The following is a 26,590-nucleotide window of genomic DNA, read 5'->3' as shown; positions in this document are numbered from 1 at the left end:
GCAAAGGCGCCTGAATCGACCATCAGGAACGTCAGCGGACGGCGAGAATGACGTCGATCGTCGCGTCGAGGAGAGCATCGACCTGCTCTTCGCGGTAGCCACCGCGCTGCATCCGGAAGGCTGCCGAGCGGAGTTGTTCCGCGGTGAGCGCATCGCCGTCACGCAGATAGCGCACGATCCTCGTCGACACGTGGTCGACCTCGTCGATGCGATACCCGAAGGTCAGCACGCCGGTGCGAGCGAAACGATGACGACGGGGTCTGGCGAGGTGGTCGAGGATCACCTGCGCATCGGCTCTCGCCTGATCGACCCAGGCGCCGGCTCCCTGCGTGCGCACGACGCGCTCGCGCTCCCGAGCGGCGAACGCGTCTTCCACGCGACCGAGAGCCGCATCGACGTCAGCGACCACGTAGCCGCCCTTCACGAGCGGGAACGAGGCGATGCGGACGTCTTCCGCACTCAGCTCGTCACCCCCGGACTCGAAGGCACGACGAGCAGAGGCGAGAAAGGTGTCGACCGCCGCGCGATGGTAGCCGCGCTCACGCCCGGTCGTCAGCGCGAACGCCGGCGGTGTCGTCGTCGCCTGTTCTTCGAGCTGTTCGTCACTCATCACATGACCACCCAGGGAGAAAGGAGGAAATACAGGCAGAGCGCGGGAATGGTCGACGGCAGGATGCTGTCCAGCCGATCGAGCAGTCCGCCGTGACCGGGGAGCCAGGAGCTCATGTCCTTGATACCGAGGTCACGCTTGAGCATGGACTCGCCGAGATCACCGAGCGTCGCGGAGAGGAGGATGGATGCGCCGAAGATCAGGCCCGCCCACCAGGGCAGCTCCAGCAGGAAGATCGCGAGCAGCACCCCTGCGATCAGGGACGCGGCGACGGCGCCACCGAACCCTTCCCACGTCTTCTTCGGACTGATCTTCGGGGCCATCGGATGACGCCCGAACGCCAGCCCCGCGGCATAAGCCCCCGTGTCGGCGGCCACGGCGATGGCGATGAAGCTGAGCACCCACCACTGACCGCCCTCCTGCTCCAGCAGGATGAGAGCGACGCCGGCGAGGAACGGCACGTAGATCTGCACGAATCCGCTGATCACGGCATCGGTCAGCACGTCACCGTAGGTACGACCGTCTTTCACCACCATCTGCGCGATCAGGCGCCAGACGACCACGAAGGCGACCGCGACGAACAGCATCACCCAGCACAGCCAGGGTTCGGCGAAGTACGCGGAGAGAACCAGGAACGCCGCGGCGATCAGCTGGGGCACGACGTCGATCCGTCTGCCGGACGCCCGCAGCGCGCGGGAGAGCTCGTACACGCCCAACAGCGCGGCGGCGAGAGCGAACGGCACGAAGAGCGCCTTGATGAACAGCAAGGATGCGAGCAGAGCAGCGCCGAACGCAAGGCCGATCAGGATCGCGAGGATGAGGTCGCGGCCTGTGCGCTGCTTGATCCGCTCGTTGGCCTGATCGAGCTGATCCCGTGCGTGTGAGACGTGGCTGCCGAGCTCATCCCGTGCGGCTCGCCACTGTTCACGGATCGCGTTGTGGTCAGCTGTGTCCAGCGGCCCGAGGGGGACCTGCGACGTGTTCTCCGGGGTCACCGGGAGCGGCGGACGCGGCGGAATCGCGTCCGCGTCGAAGGACGGAAACGCCGCGTCCACGAGCGGGATGCCGTCGGCCGGCGCACCACCACGCGCATCCCGGCGCGTCGGTGGCGTGCCGTCATCGGCATCTCGCGTTTCGTCAGACATCCCGACTACACCTCGAGGAGTTCGGCCTCTTTGCGCTTCAGCGCGTCGTCGATGAGTTCGACGTGCTGACGCGTCAGACCGTCGAGCTCCTTCTCCCCGCGGGCGATCTCGTCCTCTCCGAGTTCGCTCTTGAGCGCGTCCAGCTCGTCCTTCGCCTTACGACGGATACCGCGGACATGCACCTTGGCGTCTTCAGCCTTGGTCTTGACCAGCTTGACGTACTCCTTGCGGCGCTCAGCCGTGAGCTCGGGCATCGTGACGCGGACGAGGTTGCCGTCGTTGGTGGGATTGACGCCGAGGTTGGGCATGTCCCGGATGGCCTGCTCGATGGCCTTGAGCGCCGACTTGTCGTACGGCGTGATGATGAGGGTGCGCGCCTCCTGGTTCGCCAGCGATGCGAGCTGCGCGATGGGGGTCGGCGTGCCGTAGTAGTCCACGAGGACCTTCTGGAACATCTGCGGGTTCGCACGACCGGTGCGCACCGTGGAGAAGTCCTCCTTGGCAGCTTCGACCGCCCGGTTCATACGAGTGGTGGTTTCAGCGAGGACGTCCGCGATCACGGTGACTCCTATCGTCGGGGTGTTCTGGAAATTCTATCGGGCGGAGGCGGCTCCGCCGTGTCACACGCTCACGCGGTGACGAGGGTGCCGATGGCCTCGCCCAGCAGGGCGCGCGTCACGTTGCCCGCAGGCTCCATCCCGAACACACGCATGTCCATGCTGTTGTCCATGCACAGGCTGAATGCGGTCGAGTCGACGACCTTGAGCCCGCGCTGGAGTGCGTCACGGTAGGTGACCTGTTCGATGCGCTCGGCGTCCGCGTGCTTGTGGGGATCGGCGGTGTAGATCGCGTCCACCCCGTTCTTGGCGACGAGCACCTCATCGGCTCCGATCTCGAGTGCGCGCTGGGCCGCCACGGTATCGGTGGAGAAGTACGGGAGACCAGCGCCAGCACCGAAGATGACGACCCGCCCCTTCTCGAGGTGGCGCTCCGCGCGACGAGGGATGTAGGGCTCGGCGACCTGGGTCATCGAGATCGCCGACTGCACGCGGGTAGCGGCTCCGGCCTGCTCGAGGAAGTCCTGGAGGGCGAGGGCGTTCATCACGGTGCCCAGCATTCCCATGTAGTCGGCACGTCCGCGGTCCATGCCGCGCTGGCTGAGCTCGGCGCCGCGGAAGAAGTTGCCGCCGCCGACGACGATCGCGACCTCCACCCGGTCGACGGCCGCGGCGATGTCCCGGGCGATCTGGGACACCACGTCGGGGCTGACACCCAGCTGTCCCGCTCCGAAGGCCTCGCCGGAGAGTTTGAGAAGGACGCGACGGCGTCCGGTACGTTCAGTCATGGGTGGGTGTCCTCTCGTCCCGATTCAAGATAGTGCCTCGTGGGCATGAAGAAGGGGTTCGGATCATGATGATCCGAACCCCTTCGACGTCGCTACGCGCCGACCTTGAAGCGCGCGAAGTCTGTCACGGTGATACCGGCGTCCTTCGCCACCTGGGCGACAGAGAGCTTGTTGTCCTTCGCGTAGTCCTGCTCGAGCAGGGCGACCTGCTTGATGAAGGCGGACACGCGACCCTCGACGATCTTCGGCAGAGCCGCTTCCGGCTTGCCCTCGTTGCGGGAGATCTCGGTGACGATCTCACGCTCCTTGTCGACGGCGTCCGCCGGCACGTCCTCGCGGGACAGGTACGACGGGTTGGCGAACGAGATGTGCTGCGCGATGCTGCGCGCGGTCTCGGCGTTGTCGCCCGAATACGCGACGACGACACCGATCTGCGGCGGCAGGTCCTTGCTGGTGCGGTGCAGGTAGACCTCGACCTTGTCGCCCGAGATCGTGCGCACGCGACGCAGTTCGACCTTCTCGCCGATGATCGCGGCTTCCTCGGAGATCAGCTGCTCGACGCTCTTGTCGCCCGCGGGGGCGGCGAGAGCTGCCTCGATCGAGTCCGCCTTGACCGCAGCGGCCGCATCGGCGACCTTGTCGGCCAGCGTGATGAAACGCTCGTTCTTGGCGACGAAGTCAGTCTCGCAGGCGAGCTCGAGCAGGGTGACGGCACCGTCCTGCTCACGAGCGACGATCAGTCCCTCGCTCGTGGAACGGTCAGCACGCTTCGCGTTGCCCTTCGCACCCTTGAGGCGCAGGATCTCGGTGGCCTTCGCGACGTCTCCGTCGGCCTCCTCGAGCGCCTTCTTGGTGTCGACCATGCCCGTGCCGAGCTGCTCGCGCAGCGCCTTGAGGTCAGCGATGGTGAAGTTGGCCATGTGTGGTGGCTCCTTGCTTCGTTAGGTAGGTGTGTACGAGGGATTACTTGGCGTCTGCGGCCTCGGCGGCGGCGACCTCAGCGGTCTCCTCACCGGAAGCAGCGGCGATCGCCTCGTCGTGAGCCTCGGCACCGGCCTCGTCGGCTGCGGTCTCGTCGGCAGCGGGGGTCTCGACGACAGCGGCCTCGTCGGCAGCGGTCACGACCTCAGCGGCGTCAGCGGACTCCTGAACCTCCTGGGCGGGAGCTTCGAGGAGCTCCTTCTCCCAGTCGGCGAGCGGCTCAGCGTCACCCGTCTCCGGGTTGTGCTTCTGCTGCAGGCCCTCGGCCGCGGCGTCGGCGATGATGCGGGTCAGCAGCGAGACGGAACGGATCGCGTCGTCGTTGCCGGGGATCGGGTACTGGAAGTCGTCCGGGTCCGCGTTGGTGTCGAGGATGCCGATCACCGGGATGCCGAGCTTCTTGGCCTCGTCGATCGCGAGGTGCTCGCGCTTGGCGTCGATGACCCACAGAGCCGAAGGCGTCTTGGTGAGGTTGCGGATACCACCGAGCGACTTGTGCAGCTTGTCGAGCTCGCGCTTCTTGAGCAGGAGCTCCTTCTTGGTGAAGCCGCTGTTCGCCGGCGTCTCGTAGTCGAGCTCCTCGAGCTCCTTCATGCGTGCGAGACGCTTCGAGATCGTGGAGAAGTTCGTGAGGAGTCCACCGAGCCAGCGCTGGTTGACGAAGGGCTGGCCCACGCGGGTCGCCTGCTCGGCGAGGATCTCCTGCGCCTGCTTCTTCGTGCCGACGAAGAGGATGGTGCCACCGTGGGCGACCGTCTCCTTGACGAAGTCGTAGGCCTTGTCGATGTAGCCGAGCGACTGCTGAAGATCGATGATGTGGATGCCGCTGCGCTCCGTGAGGATGAAGCGCTTGACCTTCGGGTTCCACCGACGGGTCTGGTGTCCGAAGTGCACGCCGCTGTCGAGCAGCTGGCGGATGGTGACCACAGCCATGGTCGTCTCCTGGTTCTGGCACATTTCTGTACCGTTGAGGTTGTCAAGCCGATCGGATGACCGGACTTCCTGGTGCCCGGCACGCACCCTCCCCCTCGGAAGAAGGACCTGTGGGTGTCGATGCCGCGATGAGATCGCTCTGGGCACGCGTAGTCACCCCGATATCGAGGTGCTCCTCCAGCATACAGGATGCCGCGGCCTCACTGCCTCTGCACCGAGGCGGTCCCCGCTGAGTTGATCACCGTCGCCATCCTCACCGCAGGAACGCCGATCACGGACCGGAATCACGCGACAGGATCCCCGCATGAGCCTTCACTCTCGCACCAGGTCCGGCTCCGTGATCGGACTCCTCCTTCTCGTCCTGCTCGCAACGCTGGGCTCGTTCGGCACTGCGGAAGCCGCGGACCTCCCTCGATGGCGATGGCCCCTCCTGGGCACGCGGGCCGTGGTCGAGCCCTTTCGCGCTCCTGCGCACGAATACGGCGCAGGGCATCGAGGCGTCGACCTGGTCTCGTCCGTCGGGGCGATCGCGGTCGCTCCGGCAGACGGGGTCATCGCGTTCCGCGGAACCGTCGTCGATCGCCCGCTGTTGACGATCACGCATGCCGACGGTCTCGTGACGACGTTCGAACCCCTGCGCTCGACGCTCGATCCTGGGGATGCGGTGTCGGCCGGCCAGGAGATCGGCGCGGTCGATGTCGGCGGGCACACGCCGTCGGGGGCCCTCCACATCGGTGTGAGACGGGATGGCGCCTACATCAACCCGCTCCTGCTCTTCGGTGATATCCCGCGGTCGATCCTGCTCCCCTGCTGCGCGCCGCTCTGACGCGCGGAGACGATCACCTCCGTGAGCGACGATCACGCACGCGGGTGGGCGAGCCGATAGGTGGCCGTCAGACGCTCCGCAGAGACGTGCGTGTAGATCTGCGTGGTGCCGAGGCTCGCGTGACCGAGGATCTCTTGCACGGCGCGCAGATCCGCACCGCCATCGAGGAGGTGCGTCGCGGCCGTGTGACGGAGCGCGTGGGGTCCTATGGTCTCGGCACCGACGATCGGCGCCAGCACGCGTGCGACGAGCTCGTACACCGTCCGCGGTCCGACCCGAGCGCCCCGACTCCCCAGCATCACCGCGGGACTGAAGGTGCGTGCTCTGGCGACCAGGACGGGTCGCCCGCGTCGGAGGTAGGCGTCCAACGCGTCCCGCGCGGGAGCGCCGAAGGGGACGACTCGTTCCTTCGCCCCTTTGCCGAGCACCCGCGCCGTCGCTCGGTCGAGATCGAGGTCGTCGATGTCGAGCCCGCACAGCTCGGAGACCCGCATACCCGACCCGTAGAGGAGCTCGAGGATCGCGTGATCTCGCAAGTCGACCGGGTCCCCTGCGGCGGCATCGTCACGATACTCATCGAGCAACGCGGTCATCGCCTCCCGCGACGCAACGGTCGGGAGAGTGCGCCCCCTCTTCGGGGTGACCAGACGAAGGCTCGGATCCTGAGAGACGAGCTCCTGTTCGTGCGCCCACCGGAAGAACGACCGTGCTGCCGCAGAACGCCGCGCGAGGGTCGAGCGCGCATCGCCGCGCTGCGTCGCGTACCAGAGCCAGTCCCGGAGCGCGTCGAGGTCGACGTCTTCGAGCTGGACACTGCCCGTGGACGCGGCGAGGTCCCGAAGGTCGGAGCGGTAGGCCTTCACGGTCGCCGGCGACAGCCGACGCACCCGTTCCAGGTGATCGACGAACGCCTCGGCGGCGGCCGTGAGTTCCATACCTCCCACTCTGCCCCGGTCGGGGGACCGTGATCCGGAGCCTCGCCGCGGTGTCGGCCTGACCGTCACCCGCCTCGCGGGCGTGGTGCCCGACGCCAGCCCGTTCCGTCGGCATCGACATCGCCCTCCAGGTGCAACAGCCCGAGAAGAGACCTCACCCGCTCGGCAGACAGGCCGGAGCGCCGGGCGATCTCATCGACGGAGAGCACCGACCGCGTGGTCAGCGCATCGAGCACGCGCGTCCTGTTCGGATCCTCGAGTGCACCGGCTGTCGGCACGCCATCGAGTTGCCCCCACAGCTCCCGCACCTCCGCTGCCGAAGTGACGCACTGCGCGTCGTACTCGCGCAACAGACGATGGCACCCCGCGGACGACGCCGAGGTCACCGGCCCCGGTACGGCACCGAGCGGACGACCGAGTGTCGCGGCGTGACCCGCGGTGTTCAGAGAGCCGCTGCGCCACCCGGCCTCGACGACGACCGTCGCCTGTCCGAGTGCGGCGATGAGGCGGTTCCGTGCGAGGAAGCGCCACTTCGTCGGGGCGGTGCCGCATGGCGGCTCGCTCACCACGGCCCCGTGCTCAGAGATCTGCTGCAGCAATCGCTGATGACCGACCGGATACGCGCGGTCCACTCCCCCGGCGAGGAACGCGATGGTCGCCCCACCGACGCCGAGCGCCGCCCGATGCACCGCCCCATCGATGCCGTAGGCACCGCCGGACACCACCACGGCCCCTGTCGAGGCGAGATCACCGGCCAGCTCAGCGGCCACCTGCTCCCCGTAACCGCTCGAGGCGCGGGCGCCGACCATGGACACACGCGGGGACGCTGTGAGCAGTTCCACGCGCCCGCGCACCCAGAGCGCGCTCGGCGCGTGGGGTCCGAGATCGTCGAGGGCATCCGGCCACTGCGGATCACCGGGGATCACCAACCGCGCGCCGATCTCGAGTGCTCCGAGAAAGGCCGATCGCACGGCCTCCTGCTGCAGCCGAGGACGCCATCGCGCTTGGGCTTCCCGAAGGGCGCGGAAGCCTACCTCGCCGGTGTCATCGGTGAACGGCGACCTGCTTCGACCTCCCGCTGCCACGGAGAGGGCTTCCACCGCTCCGAGGGCGCCGATCAGTGCGCCGGCGACCGCATCTCCCGGTTCGGCGATCACCGTCCAGGCCGCTCGCGCCACGCAATCCGCCACCGCTTCACCCCCGTGGATGCGGCGGGCGGCAGCCATCAGTTCGGTGTCCCCCAGCAGTAGCCGCATCATCTCGGCAATCCTCTCCGCAGGTGCAACGCACGCCCGATCTCCTCGACACCGGGTTGTTCGATCTCGGCCAGGTCCGCCATCGTCCACGCCACTCTCAGCACTCGGTCGTATCCCCTCAGGGTGAGCAGACCGCGCTCCAGCGCCCGGTCGAGCGGAGATCGCGTGGCCGCCGGAAGGCGCTGAGTGCCCTGACGCAGCCAGGTCCCCGGTACATCCGCATTGCGTCTCCACGGACTGCTCCGCCACCGATGTGCGGCCCGCTCCCTGGCGGCTTGCACCCGGACCCGCGCCTGCGCCGTCGTCGTCTCCCCGCCGGCCTCACCCATCGCCCGGGATGCCGCGACACGACTGACCTGGAGATCGATGTCGACGCGGTCACGTAGTGGACCGGACAATCGCGTGGAGTACCGACGAATCGACATCGGCGGACAGATGCACTCGGCCCCTCTCACGCCGTAGTTGCCGCACGGACACGGGTTCATCGCGAGCAGGAGCTGGAACTTCGCCGGGAACCGCGCCGTGAAGCCCGCGCGGTGGACCTCGATCGCGCCTGACTCCAGCGGCTGGCGCAGGGCGTCGAGCGCCACCCGCGAGAACTCCGCCGCCTCATCGAGGAAGAGCACCCCGCCGTGCGCTCTCGCGATCGCCCCGGGTCGTGCCGTCCGCGACCCGCCGCCGACCAGAGCAGCGACCGATGCGCTGTGGTGCGGCGCCTCCAGCGGCGGCACGCGATCGAGTGCGGCGACGGCTTCGCCGCTGAGCGATCGGATGGACGCAACCTCGAGTGCTTCCTGTTCGTCGAGCAGCGGCATGATCCCGGGCAACCTCCGAGCGAGCATCGTCTTGCCTGCTCCCGGAGGACCACTCAGCAGCATGTGGTGTCCGCCGGCCGCCGCCACCAGGAGCGCCTCCACCGCCTCACCCTGACCGACGACGTCGCACAGATCGAGTCTCGGGTGATCGGCCACCGGCACCGACGCCGATTCGACGACGTCGACGTCCGGCACCTCGACGTCGGCGCCGTGCCAGACCGCGACCTCTGCGAGTGAGCCCGCAGCGCGCACCTCGACCCCCGGCACGAGCCTCGCCTCCGACTCGTTGCCGCGCGGGACGATCACGGTGTCGAACCCCGCGCGTGCGGCGGCGAAGACCGCGGGAAGGACGCCCGGGACGGGGCGGATCCGCCCGTCGAGTCCGAGTTCGCCGATGTGAACCGTTGCCGCGATCGACCGCGACCCGATCGCCCCTCCTGCCGCCAGCGCCGCCATGGCGATGCCGAGGTCGAAACCTGCGCCGTGCTTGGGAAGACTCGCCGGGGAGAGGTTCACGGTGAGCCGGCGTCGAGGGAGATCGAGACCCGCGTTCTTGCAAGCGTTGTGGACCCGCTGCACGGCCTCGCCGAGGGACTTGTCCGGCAACCCGATGATGCGGAATTCGGGCGTCTGATTCGACAGGTCGGCCTCGACTTCGACGAGATGCCCGTCGACACCGGTGAGCGCCACCGCCCAGGTACGCGCGGTGCTCATCCGATGTCCACGAGATGCTCGAGCGTCCCGCGTGCCGGGTCGGCTCCCACGATCCCGATGACTTCGAGTCGCACGGCCCTCCCCCGTGCCGCCTCGGGATTCTCGCGGGCCCAGGCGTGCGCGAGTTGCCACAGTCGACGGCGCTTCCGCACATCGATCGCTTCGAACGGGTGCCCGAACGCGACCGTTCGCCGCGTCTTCACCTCCACGATCGCCACGTGCTCTCCGAGCGTGGCGACGATGTCGATCTCTCCCTGCGCACACCGCCAGTTCCTCGCGAGAACGGTGTAGCCGTTCCCCGTCAGGTGCTGCGCGGCGCGCTCTTCTCCGGCTCTGCCGAGTTCATCCTTCGCTGCCATGGACTCAGCATCACGCGGCGCTCACGTCGCACGGCTCGATTCGACGTCGTCGGCGCGGATCCTGGGGAGAACTCACCCGTGGGGTGGAGTGTGGAGAGAGTTACTCACCGTCGAGCGACAGCTCCTGCGGGAGCTCGAACTCCCGACGCTGCAGTTCCTCGACGTTCACGTCCTTGAAGGTGAGGACTCGCACGGCCTTCACGAACCGGTCGGCACGATAGATGTCCCACACCCACACGTCCGTCATTGAAATCTCGAAGTAGAAGTCGTGCTCGCTGTCGCGACGCACGACGTTGACCTCGTTCGCCAGATAGAAGCGGCGCTCGGTCTCGACGACGTACTGGAACTGCGAGACCACGTCCCGGTACTCCCGGAACAAGGCCAGCTCGAGTTCGCGGTCGTAGTCGTCGAAGGCTTCCTCATCCATGATGAGTCCATCCTAGAGTCGCAGGCCGCTGGGCGCGGCATCGCACCGCTCAGAACAGCGTGGGTACGTCCGCAATCGCCCACGAGGCCCGATGGAACGGGGACAGTCCGTGGCTGCGGATGGCCTCGCGGTGCTCGGGGCTCGCATACCCCTTGTTCCGGTTCCACTGGTACGCGGAATGAGTCTCATGAAGCTCGGCCATGTACCCGTCGCGGGCGACCTTCGCGATCACGGACGCGGCGGACACCGACGCGCAGTCACGGTCGGCCTTGATCACCGGCCGGACATGCAGCGGTACGGGATGGATCCTCGAGACGTAGTCATGGTTGCCGTCGAGCAGGATGAGCGCGTCTTCGACGGTCGCCCCCTGATCGGCGATCGACTGCACCGCCCGCGAGGCGGCGAGACCGAGGGCGGACATGATGCCGATGTCATCGACTTCCTGCGCGGTCGCCCATCCGACCGCTGATGCCTGCACCCACGCGGCCGCTCGCTCCGCAACCTCCGGACGCCTTCTCTCGGTCACGAGCTTCGAATCGCGAAGCCCCTCGGGGACACGCCGACGAGCACCTGCGGCATCCATCATGGCGGCGCCGACGGCGACCGGCCCCGCGAGTGCGCCCCGACCGACCTCATCGAGCGAGATGATCAGCTCGCACTCCCTCAGGAGCCGGCGCTCGAGAGTCAGTTTCGGGGTGATGACGGTCATTCGGGATCCGGAACCCCGGTGAAGATGTCGTGATGCCCGTCGATGGGTCCGATCCGGTTCAACGGCCACGTGGTCAGGAATGCCTTGCCCACGATGTTCTCCATGGGCACGAAGCCTCCGCTGGGAAGGTCCTGATGCGCACGGGCGTCGCGGGAACGATCACGATTGTCGCCGAGCAGCCAGACCGAATCCTCCGGCACCACGACATCGAACGGCTCATTGGAGGCGGCGGTGTCGCCGTCGGGCAGGTTGAGGTAGCTCAATTCGTCGATCGGAGCACCGTTGATCGTGATCTGACCCAGTGCGTTGCAGCAGACGACGTGATCTCCCGGAAGGCCGATCAACCGCTTCACGAGATGGTCCTGCGAGTCGGTCGCGGAGATGCCGACGAAGTTCAGCACCCAGTCGACCGCCTGGACGAGAGGGGGCTGAGCAGGCGTCTGCGGCTGGGGATCGAGCCACCCGCCCGGGTCCTTGAACACGACGACGTCACCGCGTTCGTACGCCGCCCACCGCGGGGTGAGCTCATCGACGAGGATCCGGTCCTTCACGAGGAGCGTCCGCTCCATCGACGCCGAGGGGATGTAGAAAGAACGCACGACGAACGTCTTGACCACGAACGACACCAGTGCGGCGATGACGATGATCACCAGGACGTCGCGGAGGAAGACCAGGAACCCGCGGCGACGTCTGGCCGTGCGCGCGGACGAGGATTCAGTCATCAGGTTCCTTCACGATCATGCACCGTCGTGCGGCGACGCTATCTAGGTTCGCACACCGGGGAGAGAACGAAGCACCCCGGGACATCGTGTCCCGGGGTGCTGTGGAGATGCTGCGACTCAGCGGTCGCGCTTCTCCTTGATCTTCGCCTTCTTGCCACGCAGCTGGCGGAGGTAGTAGAGCTTCGCGCGACGCACGTCACCGCGGGTGACGACCTCGATGTGGTCGATCACCGGGGAGTGCACCGGGAAGGTACGCTCGACGCCGACCTGGAAGCTGATCTTGCGAACCGTGAAGGTCTCGCGCACGCTGTCGCCCTGGCGGCCGATGACGACGCCCTGGAAGACCTGGATACGGGAGCGGTTGCCCTCGGTGATGTTGACGTGCACCTTGACGGTGTCACCGGGGAAGAAGTCCGGAATGTCCGAACGGAGGGAAGCCGCGTCGACGGCGTCGAGGATCTGCATGATCGTCTCTCTCTGCACCCGCCACAAGTCGCATGCATGTATTCAAAGGAACAAGAAAAGGGATGAACTGTACGGAGCTGATGCGTCCGCGGGCTCCCCTGTGGCAGAGCCGGTCACAGCACAAACATTCATTCTGCCATGGAAGGCGTGCTCGGCCAAAACCGCGACGTCAGTCGCGGCCGTCGGTCTCCCGCACCACGATGACCTCGTGCGCTCTGGTCGGAGGGGCCTGCTCGTCGGCGGTCGGGATCGTCGACCAGGTGATGGTCTCGCGCAGCCGAGAGCCACTCCCCCTGGCCTCCTGCCACAACTGCCACACCTGGAGCCAGACGAGCGCGATGCCGACGACGATCGCGCCGGTGAGCACCCACGGGAACACCCCGTCGATGAAGAAACCGACCGCGATCGTCAGACCGTGCCAGAGCGTGAAGCCGGCCACATCCCACCAGGAGACCGCGCGCTCGATGCGAACGGAGGGACGCGAGCGCGTGAGGAGCGTCAACAGGAGCTGTCCGAGGAACACGGACGGCATCGCGATGAGCAACACCCAGAGGATCGCCCAGCCGCCCTGGAAGACTCCCCACCCGATCAGAAGCCACAGTGGCAGCAGGAACGCCGCCGGAAGAAGCCAGCGGAAGAACGCCCGTCGCAACCACATGCTCAGATCGTACGACGGGACACGTGCCCGTGACCCGATGTTCGCTGAGAGCGGTCGGAGATCCCGGGGCGTCGGATCAGGGAGAATGGAGATGACGAGAGGACAACCGATGATCGAACTGCGCACCCCTGCCGAGATCGACGAGATGCGCGCCGCAGGACGCTTCGTCGCCGAGACGCTGGCGACGTTGCGCGATGAGACCAAGGTCGGGACGAATCTCCTCTCGATCGACCGTCGCGCGCACGACATGATCCGCAAGGCAGGCGCGGAGTCCTGCTACATCGACTACCACCCGTCCTTCGGCGCGAGCCCGTTCGGCAAGGTCATCTGCACCTCGGTCAACGACGCCGTGCTGCACGGACTCCCCCACGACTACGCCCTGCGCGACGGCGACCTCGTGACGCTCGACTTCGCGGTGGCCGTCGACGGCTGGGTCGCCGACTCCGCCGTCTCCTTCGTCGTGGGCGCCGCGCGCGACGAGGATCTGCGCCTCATCGACACGACGGAGCGCGCACTGGCAGCAGCCATCGAGACCGCCACCGTCGGCAATCGCATCGGCGACATCTCGGCGGCCGTGGCGGCCGTCGCACACGGCGAGGGGTACTCGATCAACACCGACTTCGGTGGACACGGCGTCGGTCGCACCATGCACGGGGATCCGCATGTGCCGAACGATGGTCGCGCAGGGCGCGGCTTCCCCCTGCGCGCAGGACTCGTCCTCGCCTTGGAACCCTGGTTCCTCGCGACGACCGACGAGTTGGTGACCGACCCGGACGGATGGACCCTGCGCAGCGCGGACGGGTCCCGAGGTGCGCACTCCGAGCACACCATCGCGGTGACCGAGGACGGACCGATCGTGCTGACGGACAGGTCTTTCCTCGGCGTCGACTGACCGGGAGCCCGTGTGCCATCCTGAGTCCATGATTCCGCAGGATCGTCACGTCCCCGAGCGTCTCTTCCTCGCTCGGCACGGGCGGACGACCTGGAATCTCGAGCACCGGCTGCAGGGACAACGGGATTCGCCGTTGACGGATGAAGGGGTGGCGCAGGCGCACGCCGTCGCCGAGCGCCTCCGGGACGCCGGAGTCCTGACAGTGTGCACGAGCCCGTTGGGACGAGCCACGCAGACCGCGGCCATCATCGCGGAGCGGATCGGCGCCGAGATGATCGAGGTCCCCGAACTCGCGGAGATCGACCACGGCGAACTCGCGGGGATGACCTGGGACGAGATCGACGAGCTCTATCCCACGCTCCGGGAGGAGCGGGCTGCGAACCGCTACGGATGGGCGTTCCCCGGTGGGGAGAGCTACGCTCAGGCGCGCGTGCGCGCCCGAAAGGCGCTCAGCTCATGCGGGTGGGCTGCCACCGGCGCGCCGCTGCTGGTGAGCCACGAGATGATCGGACGGATGCTGCGCGCGGAGTTGCGAGGACTCGACCCGACGAACGCGCTGGCACTGCGACATCCTCACGGCGTCGTCTTCGAGATCACCCGATCCTCGGAAGGCATCCTCTGACCGGGATCGCCGTCAGGATGCCGAGGTCTCGTCGCGTGGCAGGAGGTCGGGTCGACGCCGGCGCGTGCGCTCCCACTGCTGCTCGCGACGCCAGGTCGCGATGGCGGCATGATTACCGCTCAGCAGGACATCGGGCACCGATCGTTCACGCCATGACGCCGGCTTCGTGTACGACGGGTACTCCAGCAGGCCGTCCTCGTGCGACTCCTCGACGAGACTCTCCGGATTGCCGACCACTCCGGGGATGAGTCGTCCGACCGCCTCGATCATCGCCATCACGGCGACCTCTCCCCCGTTCAGCACGTAATCGCCGAGGCTGATCAGGCGCACCTCGCCGAGGTCCGCGGCGTACTCGAAGACGCGCTCGTCGATGCCTTCATAGCGCCCGCACCCGAACACGAGATGCTGACGCGTCGAGAGCTGTCTGGCCGTCTTCTGTGTGAACACCTCGCCGGCAGGAGACGGGAAGATGATGGTGGGGCGCTCATCGACGTGCGATGCCGACGCAGCGGTCAGCTCATCGAGTGCGAGCCCCCACGGTTCGGGCTTCATCACCATGCCGGCGCCGCCGCCGTACGGCGTGTCATCGACGGTACGGTGCCGATCCGAAGTCCAGTCCCGCAGATCCCGAACACGGAGGTCGATGAGGCCGGACGCCTGAGCCTTGCCGAGCAGGGAGAGCGTCAGTCCGTCGAAATACGACGGGAAGATGGAGACGACATCGATGCGCACGGGTGAACCGTATCAGCGGTCACTCGGCCGCTTCGGCGCCCGAGTCCGCCTGCGGATCGGTGTCGGCGGCGTCGGGAAGCTCCTCGAAGAGCCCCGCAGGAGGAGTCACGACGACACGCCCTGCGGCAACGTCGACGGTCGGCACGATCGCCGAGACGAAAGGCACCATGACCTCGCTCTCACCGGCCTTGACGATGAGGAGATCCTGGGCGGGAAAGTGCTCGACACGGACGACCCGACCGATGACGGCGTCATCACGGACGACATCGAGCCCCACGAGCTGATGGTCGAACCACGCGTCGTCCTCGACCTCGTCGACGTTCTGGTCGATCCAGAGGATCGCCTTGACGAGGTTCTCGGCCGCGTCACGGTCGTCGACGTCTTCGAAGAAGACGACCGGGTTGCCGTTCATCACTCGATACTCACGTACGGTGATGTCCTTGCCGTGCCACGGAGACGCCTCAGGCACCTGCAACGTGAAACCGGCACCGGGGACGAATCGCCCCTCGGGGTTGTCGGTGTAGAGCTCGAGCTTGAGCCCACCCTTCAGGCCGTGCGCCTTGACGAGACGTCCGACGCGCAGCTGGTTCTTGCCCTGATTGCGGTCCTTCGACACCACGTCAGTCGTCCGCGACATCGACGCGGACCCGACGCCCGTCAGCAAGAGCGCTGACCAGCGTGCGAAGGGCCTTCGCAGTGCGGCCGCCGCGCCCGATCACGCGTCCACGGTCGTCGGGGTGCACGCGCACCTCGAGGAGATCGCCTCGCGGCGATGTGGATTCGTTGATACGGACATCCTCCGGGTGATCGACGATCCCCTTGACGATGTGTTCGAGCGCGGCGGCGAGCACGACGGATTACTCCGCGTCTGCGGCGGGAGCCTCAGCGGCCTCCGCGTCGGCGGCGGCGGGAGCCTCCTCAGCGGGAGCCTCCGCCTTCTTCTCGGCCTTGGGCTTGACGACGGACTTCTTGGACGCGTCGACCTCGAAGGGAGCCTTCGGCTCGGCGACCTTGAGCGTGGACTTCGCGTCCTTGTCGCCCTTGAACTTGCCCCAGTCGCCCGTGATCTTGAGGATGGCGGCGACCTGCTCGGTCGGCTGCGCGCCGACGGAGAGCCAGTACTGCGCACGCTCGGAGTCGACCTCGATGAACGAGGGCTCCTCGGTGGGGTGGTACTTGCCGATCTCCTCGATCACGCGACCATCGCGCTTGGTCTTCGAGTCGGCGACGACGATGCGGTAGTACGGCGCACGGATCTTGCCCAGGCGCTTGAGACGAATCTTGACAGCCACGATTCTCCTGAATTGTGTGGAAGGAAACGAACTGATCGCCTGGAGAGTGGGGTGCACACCCGGCGGAAGCTCAAAATGAGTGGTACCTGCTGGATAGAGGGTCGAGCAGGTGGTCCAGCCCTCTATTCTGCCAGATGCACGCGCCTGGCGCGAAACGCGATGAAACTGCTGTTGCCGTGTCGCGTCGCGCCCGTGCCAGACTGTGCGGGTGAAACTCGAGTTCGCCTCTTCGGCCCGCTCCACCGTCGGCCTCGAATGGGAGATCATGCTGGCGGACCCCACCAGCGGTGACCTGGTCGGGCGCGCCCCGGAACTGCTCGCCGCGCTGGAGACGGAGAGCGCGGACGAGCGCCACACGGTCACGGGTGAGCTTCTCACCAACACGATCGAGGTGACGAGTGGAATCGGCGACTCCGTGGCGCACGCCGTCGACGACATCGCCAACGCGATCACCTCCGTGCGTTCGGCGACGGACCCCGCCGGGATCGAGCTGCTGTCCGCCGGAAGCCACCCGTTCGCCCAGTGGTTCGATCAGCAGGTGTCGGACAAGTCGCGGTATCACACCCTGATCGAGCGCACTCAGTGGTGGGGACGCAACATGATGATCTGGGGCATCCACGTGCACATCGGAGTCGAAGACCACCGCAAGGTCTTCCCCCTCATCAACGCACTCGCCGGCTACCTCCCCCACCTGCAGGCCCTGGCGGCGTCGAGCCCGTTCTGGGCCGGCGAACGCACGGGCTACGCGTCGAACCGTGCTCTGGTCTTCCAGCAGCTGCCCACAGCAGGACTCCCGTGGCCGCTGCACGACTGGTCGCAGTACGAGTCGTACCTCGAGGACATGGTCCGGACCGGCGTGATGGAAGATGCCACCGAGGTGCGCTGGGACATCCGCCCCGCCCCACGCTGGGGCACGATCGAGGTACGCGCCTGCGACGGCCTGTCCACCCTCCCGGAGCTGGCGTCCGTCGCCGCACTCGTGCAGGTGCTCGTCGAGCACTTCTCGCGGCAACTCGACGAGGGCAGGGCTCTCCCTGAACTTCCCGCCTGGTTCCACCGCGAGAACAAGTGGCGGGCGGCACGATACGGACTCGACGCCCGCGTCATCGTCGACGCCGCAGGCACCCAGCGCCCCGTACGGGAGCACCTGACCGAGACGCTCGAGTCGCTCGCCCCCGTCGCGGTGGAGTTGGGGTGCGGACGCGAGTTCGGCGGCGTGGGGACGATCCTGGAGGGCGGCGCCAGCTACGCGCGGCAGCTCGCCGTCGCCGATGCCGCGGGCGGCGATCTCACCGCCGTGGTGCAGCACCTGATCCGCGAGTTCCGTTCCGGTCCGGAGTCGTCGACCGACGAGGACTGACACTCCCGGCGCTGTTCAGTCCTCCACGAGACGGCGTGCGAGACCTTCGTCGAGGACCACGTCGGTGATGAGTCCGGCCGCCAGAGCAGCCCGGAGACTCACCAACTTCGGGATACCGGAGACAACGCAGACCCGGCGAGGGACACGGCGCAGACGATCGAGCCCGGGGCCGGTCGCCCTCGCGTTGACGCGGATGTCCCGCCAGGAACCATCTGATCGGAAGAAGACCGTCGCGACATCGCCGATCGCGTGGTCCTCGCGCAGGCTGCGGTAGTCGTCACGCCCGAGGTAGCCGCCGACGTAGACCCGGCTCGGCACCTCCGCCGCAGGAGAGCCCAGGCTGAAGACGGCGACGTCCATCTTGGCCTGAAGGTCGAGCACACGCCGCGTGCTCCGCTCCCTCCACATCGCCTCCCGGGTCGCCGGGTCATCGAAGAAAGCGGGGACGGGGAACTGCTGCACCTGCGCGCCGAAGGCACTGCCGAACCGCTGCAGGATGTCGCTGGAGTATTCGACGCCGGTCGTCTGGGTGTTCCCGGCACCGTTGAGCTGCACGAACGTGGTGTTGTGCGTCTCCTTCTGTGTCAGTCCACGGCTCACCGCACTGATCGTCGAGCCCCACGCGACTCCGATGACCATGTTCGAATCGACGAACTGCGATAGCAGACGACCCGCCGTGAGCGCCACACGCTCGAGACGTTCGACTTCGCTGAGGATCTCCGGCATCGGCACCACGTGCGCAGCCACACGGTGCCGGTCACGGATGCGCTGCTCGAGCATCCCGAGACGTTCCAACGGCGAATTGATGCGGATGTCGACCAGGCCGCTTTCCCTGGCGAAGCTCAACAGGCGAGACACGGAGGATCGGGAGGTGCCGAGTTCCTGCGCGATGACTTCCATCGTCTTGTCCTGCATGTAGTAGAGCTGCGCGGCGGTGAGCGCCGCGATCAGCTTGCTGTCGCGCGTTTCCGCGGCCTGACCGACCATCGTGACCTCCTCACCCCCGATCCTTGCACATATGTGCAGTGGGCTTGCGCGAGATGCCACACAGGTCGATGCTGGTTGGCAAGTAAGGAAGAGAGGGTCGACGATGATCGATTCCACACACTCGTCTGCGGAGCGCGCAGAGGTCAGCACCGTCCGTGAGTCCGGACGTACGAGCGTCCTCGTCATCGGTGGCGGGATCAACGGAATCTCCACGTTCCGTGATCTGGCACTGCAGGGAGTGGACGTCGTCCTCGTCGAGCGCGGCGACTTCGCCTCCGGCGCGTCCTCCGCATCGAGCCACATGATCCACGGTGGGATCCGGTACCTCGAAAACGGTGAGTTCCGCCTCGTGCGCGAGTCCGTCGAAGAGCGCAACGGCCTGCTCAAGATCGCCCCGCACTACGTCAAGCCGCTGCAGACGACGATCCCGATCTACTCCACCTTCTCCGGCATCCTCTCCGCTCCCCTGCGGTTCCTCACGCACAAGAGCGGCAAGCCGCAGGAGCGCGGCGCCTTCCTCATCAAGGTCGGCCTCACGATCTATGACACGTTCTCGCGCGACGGCGGAATGGTCCCGCGGCACCGCTTCCTCGGTCGGAAGAAGTCGTTGGCCGAACTGCCTTCGCTCGACCCGCGGATCAAGTACACGGCGACGTACTACGACGCCTCCATGCATGACCCGGAGCGTCTCGCTCTCGACGTGCTCCAGGACGGACGCGCAGCTCACCCGGGCGCGCATGCGCTCAACTACGTCGAAGCGATCGCCCGCGACGGCGACAAGGTGATCCTCCGCGACCGCGAGAGCGGAACCGAGTTCTCCGTGCAAGCCGATGTCGTGGTGAACGCCTCGGGCCCCTGGACGGACTTGACGAACGATGCGCTCGGCGAGGACACGAAGTACATGGGCGGCACCAAGGGGTCGCACATCGTGCTCGACCACCCCGAGCTGCTCGAGGCCACGCAGGGCCGTGAGATCTTCTTCGAGCACTCCGACGGCCGTATCGTCCTGATCTACCCGCTCAAGGGGCGGGTCCTGGTCGGCACGACCGACATCGACGCCGACCCGCGCGAAGTGCCGGTGTGCACCGAGGAGGAGGTCGACTACTTCTTCGACCTGATCCACCACGTCTTCCCGACGATCCCGGTGGCGCGTGACCAGATCGTCTACAAGTTCTCGGGTATCCGCCCGCTGCCGCGTCATGAGGACACGGCACCGGGCTTCGTCTCCCGCGACTACCGCATCGAAGTCGACCAGAAGGGCGCGGTACCGCTCGTGAGCCTCGTCGGCGGCAAGTGGACGACGTTCCGCGCGCTCGGCGAGTCGCTCTCCGATGTCGTGCTCGGCCTGCTCGGTCGTACCAGGACGGTCTCGACGGCCGGGCGCGCAATCGGCGGCGGCCGCGAGTTCCCGCGTACGGAGAAGGCGAAGCGCCTCTGGGTTCAGGAGAACCTCGCCGGCGCCGGCGCACGTGCCGACCGCCTGATCGCACGCTACGGCACCCGCGCCGCCCAGGTCTGGGAGTATGTCGAGCAGGGTACCGACGAGCCGCTCGCGAAGGGCGACCTCTCGACCCGCGAACTCGAATGGATGGTGCACAACGAGATGGTGAGTCGCCTCGAAGACGTCGTGCTGCGGCGCACCAGCATCGCCTTCACCGGAAACGCGGACGCCGAGGTCCTCGATGAGATCGCCGATGCGCTCGCACCGATGCTCGGCTGGGATCGCTCGCGTCACGACGCCGAGCTCGACCAGACACGTCAGCTGCTCAACGAGCGGCACGGACTCGATATCCAGTCCCGCACCCGCGGCTGACTGGACTTCGGACAGCCGCCCTCCTCGCGGCGCAACCCCCATAACGTGTCGGGGCAGAGGGGCCTCGACACACAAGAAAGGTCAAAGAAGACATGGCTGATGTGAATCTCGGTCTCTACTTCCTCTCGGAGTTGGTCGGCACAGCGATGCTCGTCCTCCTCGGATGTGGTGTCGTGGCCAACGTGGCCCTTGCGAAGAACAAGGGCTTCGGCGGCGGCTTCCTGATGGTCAACTGGGGATGGGGCCTCGCGGTCTTCGCCGGTGTGCTCGTCTCCGCGTACTCCGGTGCGATCATCAACCCGGCTGTCGGCATCGGACTCTTCGTCGCCGGCAAGATCTCGTTCGTGATGTTCCTCACCGCGACGGCCGCTGAGCTCCTCGGCGCGATCCTCGGTGCGATCGTCGTGTGGCTCGCATACAAGCAGCACTTCGACGAGGAGCCGGAGGCCGCCAACAAGCTCGGCGTCTTCTCGACCGGTCCCGCGATCCGCTCCTACGGGTGGAACCTCGTCACGGAGATCATCGGAACGTTCGTCCTCGTGTTCGTCATCTTCGCGTTCGCGGACTACGGCGACATCCAGGTCGGCACGCCCGGAGGCCTCGGACCGCTCACCGCGCTCCCGGTCGCACTGCTCGTGGTCGGTATCGGCGCATCGCTCGGTGGTCCGACCGGCTACGCCATCAACCCCGCCCGTGACCTCGGCCCGCGTATCGCTCACGCGATCCTGCCGATCAAGGGCAAGGGCGCCAGCGACTGGTCCTACTCGTGGGTTCCCGTCGTCGGTCCGCTCATCGGTGGTGTGATCGCCGCACTCGCCGCGCCCGTGCTGCTCGGCCTCGCCGGCTGATCGACACCCCATCCGCACTGGAATTCAAAGGAGAGCACAAGTGGCTGACTACATCATCGCCATCGACCAGGGAACCACGTCGAGCCGCGCGATCATCTTCGACAAGAAGGGCAGCATCGTCGCGACCGGACAGAAGGAGCACGAACAGATCCTTCCGAAGGCCGGCTGGGTCGAACACGACGCGGCGGAGATCTGGCGCAACGTGCAAGAGGTCATCGGCTTGGCCCTGGGCCGCGCCGACCTGACGCGCCACGACATCGCGGCCGTCGGTATCACCAACCAGCGCGAGACCGCCGTCGTGTGGGACAAGAACACCGGCAAGCCGATCTACAACGCGATCGTCTGGCAGGACACCCGCACGCAGGAGATCGTCGACCGCCTGGCGGCCGACGGCGGTGTCGAGCGGTTCAAGCCGGTCGTCGGTCTGCCCCTCGCGACGTATTTCTCGGGGACCAAGATCGCGTGGATCCTGGAGAACGTCGAGGGGGCCCGCGAGAAGGCGGAAGCAGGCGACCTGCTCTTCGGCACCACCGACTGCTGGGTTCTCTGGAACCTCACGGGTGGCGCCGACGGAGGCGTGCACGCGACCGACGTCACCAACGCGTCCCGCACGATGTTCATGGACCTCGAAACCCTCGAGTGGCGCGATGACATCCTCGAAGCGTTCGGCGTGCCGCGCTCGATGATGCCGGAGATCCGTTCCTCGTCCGAGGTGTACGGCACCGCGGAGAGCTCCTCGCTCCTGCGGGAGACGCCGATCGCCGGCATCCTCGGCGACCAGCAGGCCGCGACGTTCGGGCAGGCCGCCTTCCAGACCGGCGAGAGCAAGAACACCTACGGCACGGGCTGCTTCCTGATCTTCAACACGGGCGAAGAAGTCGTCCACTCGAAGAACGGGCTGCTCACCACCGTCGGCTACAAGCTCGGCGACGGACCGACCCACTACGCACTCGAAGGTTCGATCGCCGTCACCGGTTCGCTCATCCAGTGGCTGCGCGACCAGCTCGGCATCATCTCCTCGGCCCCCGAGGTCGAGAAGCTGGCCGAGCAGGTCGAGGACAACGGCGGCGTGTACATCGTCCCCGCGTTCTCGGGACTGTTCGCCCCCTACTGGCGTCCGGACGCCCGGGGCGCGATCGTCGGCCTCACCCGGTATGCCAACAAGAACCACATCGCGCGCGCCGCGCTGGAGGCCGTGGCCTTCCAGACCCGCGACGTGCTGGATGCGGTCAACGCCGATGCCGGTGTGGATCTGACGGAGCTCAAGGTCGACGGCGGCATGGTCGCCAACGACGCGCTCATGCAGTTCCAGGCGGACGTCCTCGGTGTCCCCGTCGTGCGCCCGGTCGTCGCCGAGACCACGGCGCTCGGTGCCGCCTACGCCGCCGGTCTCGCCGTCGGCTTCTGGAACGGTCTGGATGACCTCTCCGCGAACTGGCAGGAGGACAAGCGCTGGGAGCCGTCGATGGATGAAGCCGAGCGCGACCGCCAGCTCCGGTTGTGGCGCAAGGCCGTCACGAAGTCCATGGACTGGGTCGACGAAGACGTCAAGTAACAGCGTCGAGTGAAGCGAAGCGGGTCCGGAGTTCACCTCCGGACCCGCTTCTCGCGTCTTCCTGCATCCTCACGAGGAGGACGAGGCTGCGGCCCCGTGCTCCCCCGGAACCGCAGCCAGCACCGTGAGGAAGGCCCTGGCCACCGTCCGGGGCGCAGCCTGGTCCCAGGCCACGTACTCGACGCGCCGGGGACCGTCGAGCACGTCGATGGTCACGACATCGGCGCCCGATCGCGCCACCGTCTCCCGTGCGAGAAGCGTGACCGCCAGCCCCGCCTCGACGAGCCCGAGGATGAGAGTGGCCGAGTCGGCTTCGAACGCGACATCCCTCGTCACTCCCGCGGACGTGAACGCGGCGTCGCTCTGCGCCCGGCCGGAGGTCGCAGCCGGGAAGTCCGCGAAGGTCTGATCGGCCAGGTCCTCGATCCGAATCGCTTCCGCGCCCGCAAGAGCGTGCCCGCGAGGGACCGCCGCCACGAGTCGGTCACGCGACAGGACACGTGCTGCCACGCCGACCGGGTCCACGCCGTCGCGCAGGCCCAGAAGCGCCACATCGAGATCACCGCGACGAAGCCGGGCGACGAGCGTGTCGCTGTTTCCCACCTGCAGTTCGACTCGCGCTTGCGGATGTTGTCTGCGGAACCCCACGAGGACGGCGGGGAGATCGATGGCGGTCACGGTCGGGATGACACCGACGCGGAGAGTCCCCACCACCGCGCCGTCGACAGCGGCGGCATCCTCCCGTGCCTGTTCCGCCGCCCGGACCGCGGCACGTGCATGCCCGACGAACGCCTCGCCGGCCTCGCTCAATCGAACGCTCCGACTCGACCTGATGAACAGTCGCCGGCCGAGTTCCCGCTCGAGTGCAGCGATCTGGTGGCTGAGGGCCGACTGAGTCACGAAGCAGCGCTCAGCGGCCCTGGTGAAGCTCGAGGTGGCAGCAACCTCTACGACGTACCGGAGCTGTTGGAGTTCCATGTATCCATGATCAGCCCTCATGCAAGCGGTGACAACCATGCGTTGGATTCATCGGAGCACGGCGCGCACGCTGGAGGTATGAACCGCGTGATGCTCGTATTCCTCACCGCCCTCGCACCGATCTCCTGGGGGACCACCTATCTCGTGACGACAGAACTCCTCCCGCCCGGGCACCCTCTGTTCGCCGCGCTCCTGCGCTCCCTCCCCGCCGGGCTTCTCGCCGTCGTCCTGAGCCGACGGCTTCCGCACGGTTCGTGGTGGTGGAAGTCGATGGCACTCGGCGCACTCAACATCGGCGCGTTCTTCCCTCTCCTGTTCCTCGCTGCCGAACGCCTCCCCGGCGGGGTGGCGGCAGCGGTTGCCGGTGCTCAACCGGTCATCGTGCTGGCTCTCGGTTCGCTCGTGCTGCAGGAGCGCATCCGACCGCTCACCGCGGCTGCCGCCGTCGTCGGAGCAGGCGGTGTCGCCCTGGTCGTCCTCGGCCCTGCGGCGGATCTCGATCTCTGGGGAGTCCTCGCCGCGCTGGGCGGTGTCACCGCGACCGGAATGGGGATGATCCTCACCAAGCGCTGGGGCAGGCCGAGCGGGGTCGGGCCGGTGGCCTACGCCGGCTGGCAGCTCGGCGCCGGAGGGCTTCTGCTGCTGCCGGTCACTCTGCTCGTCGAAGGGGTGCCGTCGCGGATCGACGGTGAAGCCACGCTCGGGTATCTGTGGCTCGGCACGGTGGGCGGGATCGTCGCCTACTCGCTCTGGTTCCGCGGGGTCCAGCAACTGCCGGTGATCGTGCCGGGGCTCCTCGCGCTGCTCTCCCCGATCGTCGCGACCCTGCTCGGTGCGCTCGTCGCGGGCGAGTGGTTCACGCCACTCCAGGCCATCGGGTTCGTGCTGACGCTCGGCGCGTTGGTGCTGAGCCAGATCGTTGCGCGTCCGGCAGCAGGACCGGGACATCCCGCCGCCTCGGCGGTCGCGCCCGTGCTCACCGCACCGCGCTGACCAGGCTCAGCCCTTGCCGAAGAGCTTCTGGATCTCCGCGAGATCGGCCTCACTGGGAGCCTGGGGGACATTACCCAGCCCGAAGCCCGACCCCGTGGGTGCGGCCGAGGAGGTGATGCCCGCGTTCTCCGCAGCGCGCTTGGCCGGGTTGCCCGAACGAGAACCGCCGGAAGACTTGCCCTTCTTGCCCTTCCCCCGCTTCGAGGAAGCACCGGGACGTCCCATACCGGGCACCGCACCCATACCGGGGATGTTGGGCGTGCCCCCTCGGGCCACCGTCTTCATCATCTTCGCGGCCTGCTCGAAGCGCTGCACGAGCTGGTTCACGTCGGTGACCGTCATGCCGGCACCACGTGCGATGCGCAGACGGCGCGAGCCGTTGAGCACCTTCGGGTTTCGCCGCTCCCCCGGCGTCATCGAACGGATGATGGCTTCGGTGCGATCGATCTCACGCTCGTCGAAGTCCTCGAGCTGCTGCTTCATCTGCCCCATGCCCGGAAGCATCCCGAGCATCTTCTTCATCGAACCCATTTTCTTCATCTGCTGAAGCTGGTCGAGGAAGTCCTCGAGGGTGAAGGCCTCGGTCGCAAGCTTCTCGGCCATCTTCATGGCCTCTTCCTCGTCGAAGGCCTGCTGGGCCTGCTCGATGAGGGTCAGGATGTCGCCGAGGTCGAGGATCCGGCTCGCCATACGGTCGGGGTGGAACGGCTCGAGGTCTTCGAGGCGCTCGCCCGTCGACGCGAAGATGATCGGACGGCCGGTCACGGAGGCCACGGAGAGAGCCGCGCCACCACGCGCGTCGCCGTCGAGCTTCGACAGCACGACGCCGGTGAAGTCGACACCCTCCTGGAACGCCTTGGCCGTGTTGACGGCATCCTGACCGATCATCGCGTCGATGACGAACAGGACCTCGTCGGGGGTGACCGCCTTGCGGATGTCGGCGGCCTGCTTCATGAGCTCGGCGTCGACGCCGAGACGGCCGGCCGTGTCGATGATCACGACGTCGTGCTGCTGCCGTCGCGCGTAGTCGACACCGTCGCGCGAGACCTTCACCGGATCCCCGACGCCGTTGCCGGGCTCCGGCGCGTAGATGGTGGCGCCGGCCTGCTCCGCCACGACCTGGAGCTGGTTGACGGCGTTCGGGCGCTGAAGGTCGGCGGCGACCAGGAGGGGCGTGTGCCCTTCGCCCTCGAGCTGCTTCGCGAGCTTGCCCGCGAACGTCGTCTTACCCGAACCCTGCAGACCCGCGAGCATGATCACGGTCGGAGCGGTCTTCGCGAACTGCAGCCGACGCTGCTCGCCACCGAGGATCTGGACGAGCTCCTCGTTGACGATCTGCACGACCTGCTGCGCGGGGTTCAGCGCCTTGTTGACTTCGTCACCGAGCGCGCGCTCACGCACTCTGGCGGTGAAGTCCTTGACGACGACGAGCGCGACGTCGGCGTCGAGCAGCGCGCGACGGATCTCCCGTACGGTGCCGTCGACGTCGGCCGCGGTGAGCTTTCCCTTCGTGCGAAGGTTGCGGAAGGTCTCGGTGAGCCGATCGGAGAGCGTGCCAAAGGTAGCCATGGTGCTGTCGATTCTACGCGAGCGGAGCCTCCACGCTCAGCGCAGCGCG

Annotated in this window: 30 protein-coding genes; 8 read left to right on the top strand and 22 right to left on the bottom strand. The window is 67.2% G+C overall.

Annotation, left to right across the window (positions count from 1 at the left end):
* Positions 1-31: 31 nt before the first annotated feature.
* The 6 genes from FGL91_RS13110 to rpsB form a co-directional block, all read right to left on the bottom strand.
* Positions 32-610 carry a DivIVA domain-containing protein gene (locus tag FGL91_RS13110; protein WP_153244009.1) on the bottom strand — a complete coding sequence of 193 codons (579 nt, stop codon included), beginning with the start codon at positions 608-610 and terminating at the stop codon, positions 32-34.
* Positions 610-1,755 carry a phosphatidate cytidylyltransferase gene (locus FGL91_RS13105; RefSeq protein ID WP_153244008.1) on the bottom strand — a complete coding sequence of 382 codons (1,146 nt, stop codon included), beginning with the start codon at positions 1,753-1,755 and terminating at the stop codon, positions 610-612. The genes FGL91_RS13110 and FGL91_RS13105 overlap by 1 nt, the downstream gene beginning before the upstream one ends.
* A 5-nt stretch (positions 1,756-1,760) precedes the next feature.
* Positions 1,761-2,315 (bottom strand): ribosome recycling factor, encoded by a 555-nt coding sequence (frr, locus tag FGL91_RS13100; RefSeq protein WP_047523362.1) that lies wholly within the window; start codon positions 2,313-2,315, stop codon positions 1,761-1,763.
* Positions 2,316-2,383: 68 nt separating this feature from the next.
* Positions 2,384-3,100 carry a UMP kinase gene (gene pyrH / locus FGL91_RS13095; RefSeq protein WP_047523364.1) on the bottom strand — a complete coding sequence of 239 codons (717 nt, stop codon included), beginning with the start codon at positions 3,098-3,100 and terminating at the stop codon, positions 2,384-2,386.
* 92 nt (positions 3,101-3,192) lie between these two features.
* Positions 3,193-4,020, bottom strand: coding sequence for a translation elongation factor Ts (tsf, locus tag FGL91_RS13090; RefSeq protein WP_047523367.1), 828 nt, complete (start codon positions 4,018-4,020; stop codon positions 3,193-3,195).
* Between the two features lie 43 nt (positions 4,021-4,063).
* Positions 4,064-5,014: a 30S ribosomal protein S2 gene (rpsB, locus tag FGL91_RS13085; RefSeq protein WP_047523368.1), complete on the bottom strand. Its 951-nt coding sequence runs from the start codon at positions 5,012-5,014 to the stop codon at positions 4,064-4,066.
* A 304-nt stretch (positions 5,015-5,318) separates the two neighbouring features.
* Here rpsB and FGL91_RS13080 point away from each other — a divergent pair, with 304 nt between their 5' ends.
* The gene (locus tag FGL91_RS13080; RefSeq protein WP_134353659.1) at positions 5,319-5,840 is read left to right on the top strand and encodes a murein hydrolase activator EnvC family protein; all 522 of its coding nucleotides are present in this window, start codon (positions 5,319-5,321) and stop codon (positions 5,838-5,840) included.
* A 32-nt stretch (positions 5,841-5,872) separates the two neighbouring features.
* On the opposite strand, the gene FGL91_RS13075 is transcribed toward FGL91_RS13080, so the two are convergent.
* The 9 genes from FGL91_RS13075 to FGL91_RS13035 all read right to left on the bottom strand — a co-directional run bounded on the left by FGL91_RS13075 (position 5,873) and on the right by FGL91_RS13035 (position 12,900).
* On the bottom strand, positions 5,873-6,775 hold the full coding sequence (locus FGL91_RS13075) for a tyrosine recombinase XerC (RefSeq protein ID WP_153244007.1): 903 nt from the start codon (positions 6,773-6,775) through the stop codon (positions 5,873-5,875).
* 65 nt (positions 6,776-6,840) lie between these two features.
* Complete coding sequence (gene dprA / locus FGL91_RS13070) at positions 6,841-8,034, bottom strand: DNA-processing protein DprA (RefSeq protein WP_153244006.1); 1,194 nt, start codon at positions 8,032-8,034, stop codon at positions 6,841-6,843.
* Complete coding sequence (locus FGL91_RS13065; RefSeq protein ID WP_153244005.1) at positions 8,031-9,560, bottom strand: YifB family Mg chelatase-like AAA ATPase; 1,530 nt, start codon at positions 9,558-9,560, stop codon at positions 8,031-8,033. Before FGL91_RS13065 ends, dprA begins: the two co-directional genes overlap by 4 nt.
* Positions 9,557-9,919 carry a YraN family protein gene (locus tag FGL91_RS13060; protein WP_131490949.1) on the bottom strand — a complete coding sequence of 121 codons (363 nt, stop codon included), beginning with the start codon at positions 9,917-9,919 and terminating at the stop codon, positions 9,557-9,559. The genes FGL91_RS13065 and FGL91_RS13060 overlap by 4 nt, the downstream gene beginning before the upstream one ends.
* 100 nt (positions 9,920-10,019) lie before the next feature.
* A complete protein-coding gene (locus FGL91_RS13055) occupies positions 10,020-10,346 on the bottom strand; it encodes a DUF2469 family protein (protein WP_047523373.1) in 327 nt (108 codons plus the stop codon).
* Between the two features lie 49 nt (positions 10,347-10,395).
* The gene (locus FGL91_RS13050; protein ID WP_153244004.1) at positions 10,396-11,055 is read right to left on the bottom strand and encodes a ribonuclease HII; all 660 of its coding nucleotides are present in this window, start codon (positions 11,053-11,055) and stop codon (positions 10,396-10,398) included.
* Positions 11,052-11,777: a signal peptidase I gene (gene lepB / locus FGL91_RS13045; protein WP_047523375.1), complete on the bottom strand. Its 726-nt coding sequence runs from the start codon at positions 11,775-11,777 to the stop codon at positions 11,052-11,054. The genes FGL91_RS13050 and lepB overlap by 4 nt, the downstream gene beginning before the upstream one ends.
* A 117-nt stretch (positions 11,778-11,894) precedes the next feature.
* A complete protein-coding gene (gene rplS / locus FGL91_RS13040) occupies positions 11,895-12,242 on the bottom strand; it encodes a 50S ribosomal protein L19 (protein ID WP_045265383.1) in 348 nt (115 codons plus the stop codon).
* Between the two features lie 169 nt (positions 12,243-12,411).
* Positions 12,412-12,900 carry a hypothetical protein gene (locus tag FGL91_RS13035; protein WP_047523376.1) on the bottom strand — a complete coding sequence of 163 codons (489 nt, stop codon included), beginning with the start codon at positions 12,898-12,900 and terminating at the stop codon, positions 12,412-12,414.
* A gap of 109 nt (positions 12,901-13,009) precedes the next feature.
* Between FGL91_RS13035 and map the strand changes: the two genes are divergently transcribed.
* Positions 13,010-13,792: a type I methionyl aminopeptidase gene (map, locus tag FGL91_RS13030; RefSeq protein WP_131490947.1), complete on the top strand. Its 783-nt coding sequence runs from the start codon at positions 13,010-13,012 to the stop codon at positions 13,790-13,792.
* A gap of 28 nt (positions 13,793-13,820) precedes the next feature.
* Positions 13,821-14,414 carry a histidine phosphatase family protein gene (locus FGL91_RS13025; protein ID WP_131490946.1) on the top strand — a complete coding sequence of 198 codons (594 nt, stop codon included), beginning with the start codon at positions 13,821-13,823 and terminating at the stop codon, positions 14,412-14,414.
* A 12-nt stretch (positions 14,415-14,426) separates the two neighbouring features.
* Here the strand turns inward: FGL91_RS13025 and trmD are convergent, their stop codons facing one another.
* The 4 genes from trmD to rpsP are packed head-to-tail and all read right to left on the bottom strand — an operon-like array spanning position 14,427 to position 16,438.
* Positions 14,427-15,146 (bottom strand): tRNA (guanosine(37)-N1)-methyltransferase TrmD, encoded by a 720-nt coding sequence (gene trmD / locus FGL91_RS13020; RefSeq protein WP_153244003.1) that lies wholly within the window; start codon positions 15,144-15,146, stop codon positions 14,427-14,429.
* Positions 15,147-15,165: 19 nt separating this feature from the next.
* Positions 15,166-15,783, bottom strand: coding sequence for a ribosome maturation factor RimM (gene rimM, locus FGL91_RS13015; RefSeq protein ID WP_153244002.1), 618 nt, complete (start codon positions 15,781-15,783; stop codon positions 15,166-15,168).
* Positions 15,767-15,997, bottom strand: a complete 231-nt coding sequence (locus tag FGL91_RS13010) for an RNA-binding protein (RefSeq protein ID WP_017830729.1) — start codon at positions 15,995-15,997, stop codon at positions 15,767-15,769. The genes rimM and FGL91_RS13010 overlap by 17 nt, the downstream gene beginning before the upstream one ends.
* Before the next feature lie 6 nt (positions 15,998-16,003).
* On the bottom strand, positions 16,004-16,438 hold the full coding sequence (rpsP, locus tag FGL91_RS13005; protein WP_047523381.1) for a 30S ribosomal protein S16: 435 nt from the start codon (positions 16,436-16,438) through the stop codon (positions 16,004-16,006).
* A 208-nt stretch (positions 16,439-16,646) separates the two neighbouring features.
* Here rpsP and FGL91_RS13000 point away from each other — a divergent pair, with 208 nt between their 5' ends.
* Positions 16,647-17,798 (top strand): glutamate--cysteine ligase, encoded by a 1,152-nt coding sequence (locus FGL91_RS13000; RefSeq protein WP_131490942.1) that lies wholly within the window; start codon positions 16,647-16,649, stop codon positions 17,796-17,798.
* 15 nt (positions 17,799-17,813) lie between these two features.
* Here FGL91_RS13000 and FGL91_RS12995 read toward each other — a convergent pair whose 3' ends face one another.
* Positions 17,814-18,785: a sugar-binding transcriptional regulator gene (locus FGL91_RS12995; protein ID WP_047523383.1), complete on the bottom strand. Its 972-nt coding sequence runs from the start codon at positions 18,783-18,785 to the stop codon at positions 17,814-17,816.
* A 103-nt stretch (positions 18,786-18,888) separates the two neighbouring features.
* Here FGL91_RS12995 and FGL91_RS12990 point away from each other — a divergent pair, with 103 nt between their 5' ends.
* From FGL91_RS12990 to glpK, 3 genes are all read left to right on the top strand, one after another.
* The gene (locus FGL91_RS12990; RefSeq protein WP_153244001.1) at positions 18,889-20,598 is read left to right on the top strand and encodes a glycerol-3-phosphate dehydrogenase/oxidase; all 1,710 of its coding nucleotides are present in this window, start codon (positions 18,889-18,891) and stop codon (positions 20,596-20,598) included.
* 92 nt (positions 20,599-20,690) lie between these two features.
* The gene (locus tag FGL91_RS12985; RefSeq protein ID WP_047523385.1) at positions 20,691-21,446 is read left to right on the top strand and encodes an MIP/aquaporin family protein; all 756 of its coding nucleotides are present in this window, start codon (positions 20,691-20,693) and stop codon (positions 21,444-21,446) included.
* Between the two features lie 40 nt (positions 21,447-21,486).
* The gene (gene glpK / locus FGL91_RS12980) at positions 21,487-23,001 is read left to right on the top strand and encodes a glycerol kinase GlpK (protein WP_131490940.1); all 1,515 of its coding nucleotides are present in this window, start codon (positions 21,487-21,489) and stop codon (positions 22,999-23,001) included.
* 69 nt (positions 23,002-23,070) lie between these two features.
* Here glpK and FGL91_RS12975 read toward each other — a convergent pair whose 3' ends face one another.
* Positions 23,071-23,979, bottom strand: coding sequence for a LysR family transcriptional regulator (locus tag FGL91_RS12975; RefSeq protein ID WP_153244000.1), 909 nt, complete (start codon positions 23,977-23,979; stop codon positions 23,071-23,073).
* Positions 23,980-24,057: 78 nt separating this feature from the next.
* On the opposite strand from FGL91_RS12975, the gene FGL91_RS12970 reads away from it, so the two are divergent.
* Complete coding sequence (locus FGL91_RS12970; RefSeq protein WP_153243999.1) at positions 24,058-24,972, top strand: EamA family transporter; 915 nt, start codon at positions 24,058-24,060, stop codon at positions 24,970-24,972.
* A 6-nt stretch (positions 24,973-24,978) separates the two neighbouring features.
* On the opposite strand, the gene ffh is transcribed toward FGL91_RS12970, so the two are convergent.
* Positions 24,979-26,541, bottom strand: coding sequence for a signal recognition particle protein (gene ffh, locus FGL91_RS12965; RefSeq protein WP_153243998.1), 1,563 nt, complete (start codon positions 26,539-26,541; stop codon positions 24,979-24,981).
* Between the last annotated feature and the right edge of the window lie 49 nt (positions 26,542-26,590).

The organism is Microbacterium sp. CBA3102, from assembly GCF_007954505.1.
Lineage (GTDB): Bacteria > Actinomycetota > Actinomycetes > Actinomycetales > Microbacteriaceae > Microbacterium > Microbacterium aurugineum.
The sequence above is the reverse complement of the archived record's forward strand: the minus strand, read 5'-3'. Positions and strand labels throughout refer to the sequence as shown.

Bases quoted from the DNA above. Each gene is read 5' to 3' on its own strand.
- FGL91_RS13110 (WP_153244009.1), bottom strand. From the start codon at position 610: ATGAGTGACGAACAGCTCGAAGAACAGGCGACGACGACACCGCCGGCG.
- FGL91_RS13105 (WP_153244008.1), bottom strand. From the start codon at position 1,755: ATGTCTGACGAAACGCGAGATGCCGATGACGGCACGCCACCGACGCGC.
- pyrH (WP_047523364.1), bottom strand. From the start codon at position 3,100: ATGACTGAACGTACCGGACGCCGTCGCGTCCTTCTCAAACTCTCCGGC.
- tsf (WP_047523367.1), bottom strand. From the start codon at position 4,020: ATGGCCAACTTCACCATCGCTGACCTCAAGGCGCTGCGCGAGCAGCTC.
- rpsB (WP_047523368.1), bottom strand. From the start codon at position 5,014: ATGGCTGTGGTCACCATCCGCCAGCTGCTCGACAGCGGCGTGCACTTC.
- FGL91_RS13080 (WP_134353659.1), top strand. From the start codon at position 5,319: ATGAGCCTTCACTCTCGCACCAGGTCCGGCTCCGTGATCGGACTCCTC.
- FGL91_RS13075 (WP_153244007.1), bottom strand. From the start codon at position 6,775: ATGGAACTCACGGCCGCCGCCGAGGCGTTCGTCGATCACCTGGAACGG.
- dprA (WP_153244006.1), bottom strand. From the start codon at position 8,034: ATGATGCGGCTACTGCTGGGGGACACCGAACTGATGGCTGCCGCCCGC.
- FGL91_RS13065 (WP_153244005.1), bottom strand. From the start codon at position 9,560: ATGAGCACCGCGCGTACCTGGGCGGTGGCGCTCACCGGTGTCGACGGG.
- FGL91_RS13060 (WP_131490949.1), bottom strand. From the start codon at position 9,919: ATGGCAGCGAAGGATGAACTCGGCAGAGCCGGAGAAGAGCGCGCCGCG.
- FGL91_RS13055 (WP_047523373.1), bottom strand. From the start codon at position 10,346: ATGGATGAGGAAGCCTTCGACGACTACGACCGCGAACTCGAGCTGGCC.
- FGL91_RS13050 (WP_153244004.1), bottom strand. From the start codon at position 11,055: ATGACCGTCATCACCCCGAAACTGACTCTCGAGCGCCGGCTCCTGAGG.
- lepB (WP_047523375.1), bottom strand. From the start codon at position 11,777: ATGACTGAATCCTCGTCCGCGCGCACGGCCAGACGTCGCCGCGGGTTC.
- rplS (WP_045265383.1), bottom strand. From the start codon at position 12,242: ATGCAGATCCTCGACGCCGTCGACGCGGCTTCCCTCCGTTCGGACATT.
- FGL91_RS13035 (WP_047523376.1), bottom strand. From the start codon at position 12,900: ATGTGGTTGCGACGGGCGTTCTTCCGCTGGCTTCTTCCGGCGGCGTTC.
- map (WP_131490947.1), top strand. From the start codon at position 13,010: ATGATCGAACTGCGCACCCCTGCCGAGATCGACGAGATGCGCGCCGCA.
- FGL91_RS13025 (WP_131490946.1), top strand. From the start codon at position 13,821: ATGATTCCGCAGGATCGTCACGTCCCCGAGCGTCTCTTCCTCGCTCGG.
- rimM (WP_153244002.1), bottom strand. From the start codon at position 15,783: ATGTCGCGGACGACTGACGTGGTGTCGAAGGACCGCAATCAGGGCAAG.
- FGL91_RS12995 (WP_047523383.1), bottom strand. From the start codon at position 18,785: ATGGTCGGTCAGGCCGCGGAAACGCGCGACAGCAAGCTGATCGCGGCG.
- FGL91_RS12990 (WP_153244001.1), top strand. From the start codon at position 18,889: ATGATCGATTCCACACACTCGTCTGCGGAGCGCGCAGAGGTCAGCACC.
- FGL91_RS12985 (WP_047523385.1), top strand. From the start codon at position 20,691: ATGGCTGATGTGAATCTCGGTCTCTACTTCCTCTCGGAGTTGGTCGGC.
- FGL91_RS12975 (WP_153244000.1), bottom strand. From the start codon at position 23,979: ATGGAACTCCAACAGCTCCGGTACGTCGTAGAGGTTGCTGCCACCTCG.
- FGL91_RS12970 (WP_153243999.1), top strand. From the start codon at position 24,058: ATGAACCGCGTGATGCTCGTATTCCTCACCGCCCTCGCACCGATCTCC.
- ffh (WP_153243998.1), bottom strand. From the start codon at position 26,541: ATGGCTACCTTTGGCACGCTCTCCGATCGGCTCACCGAGACCTTCCGC.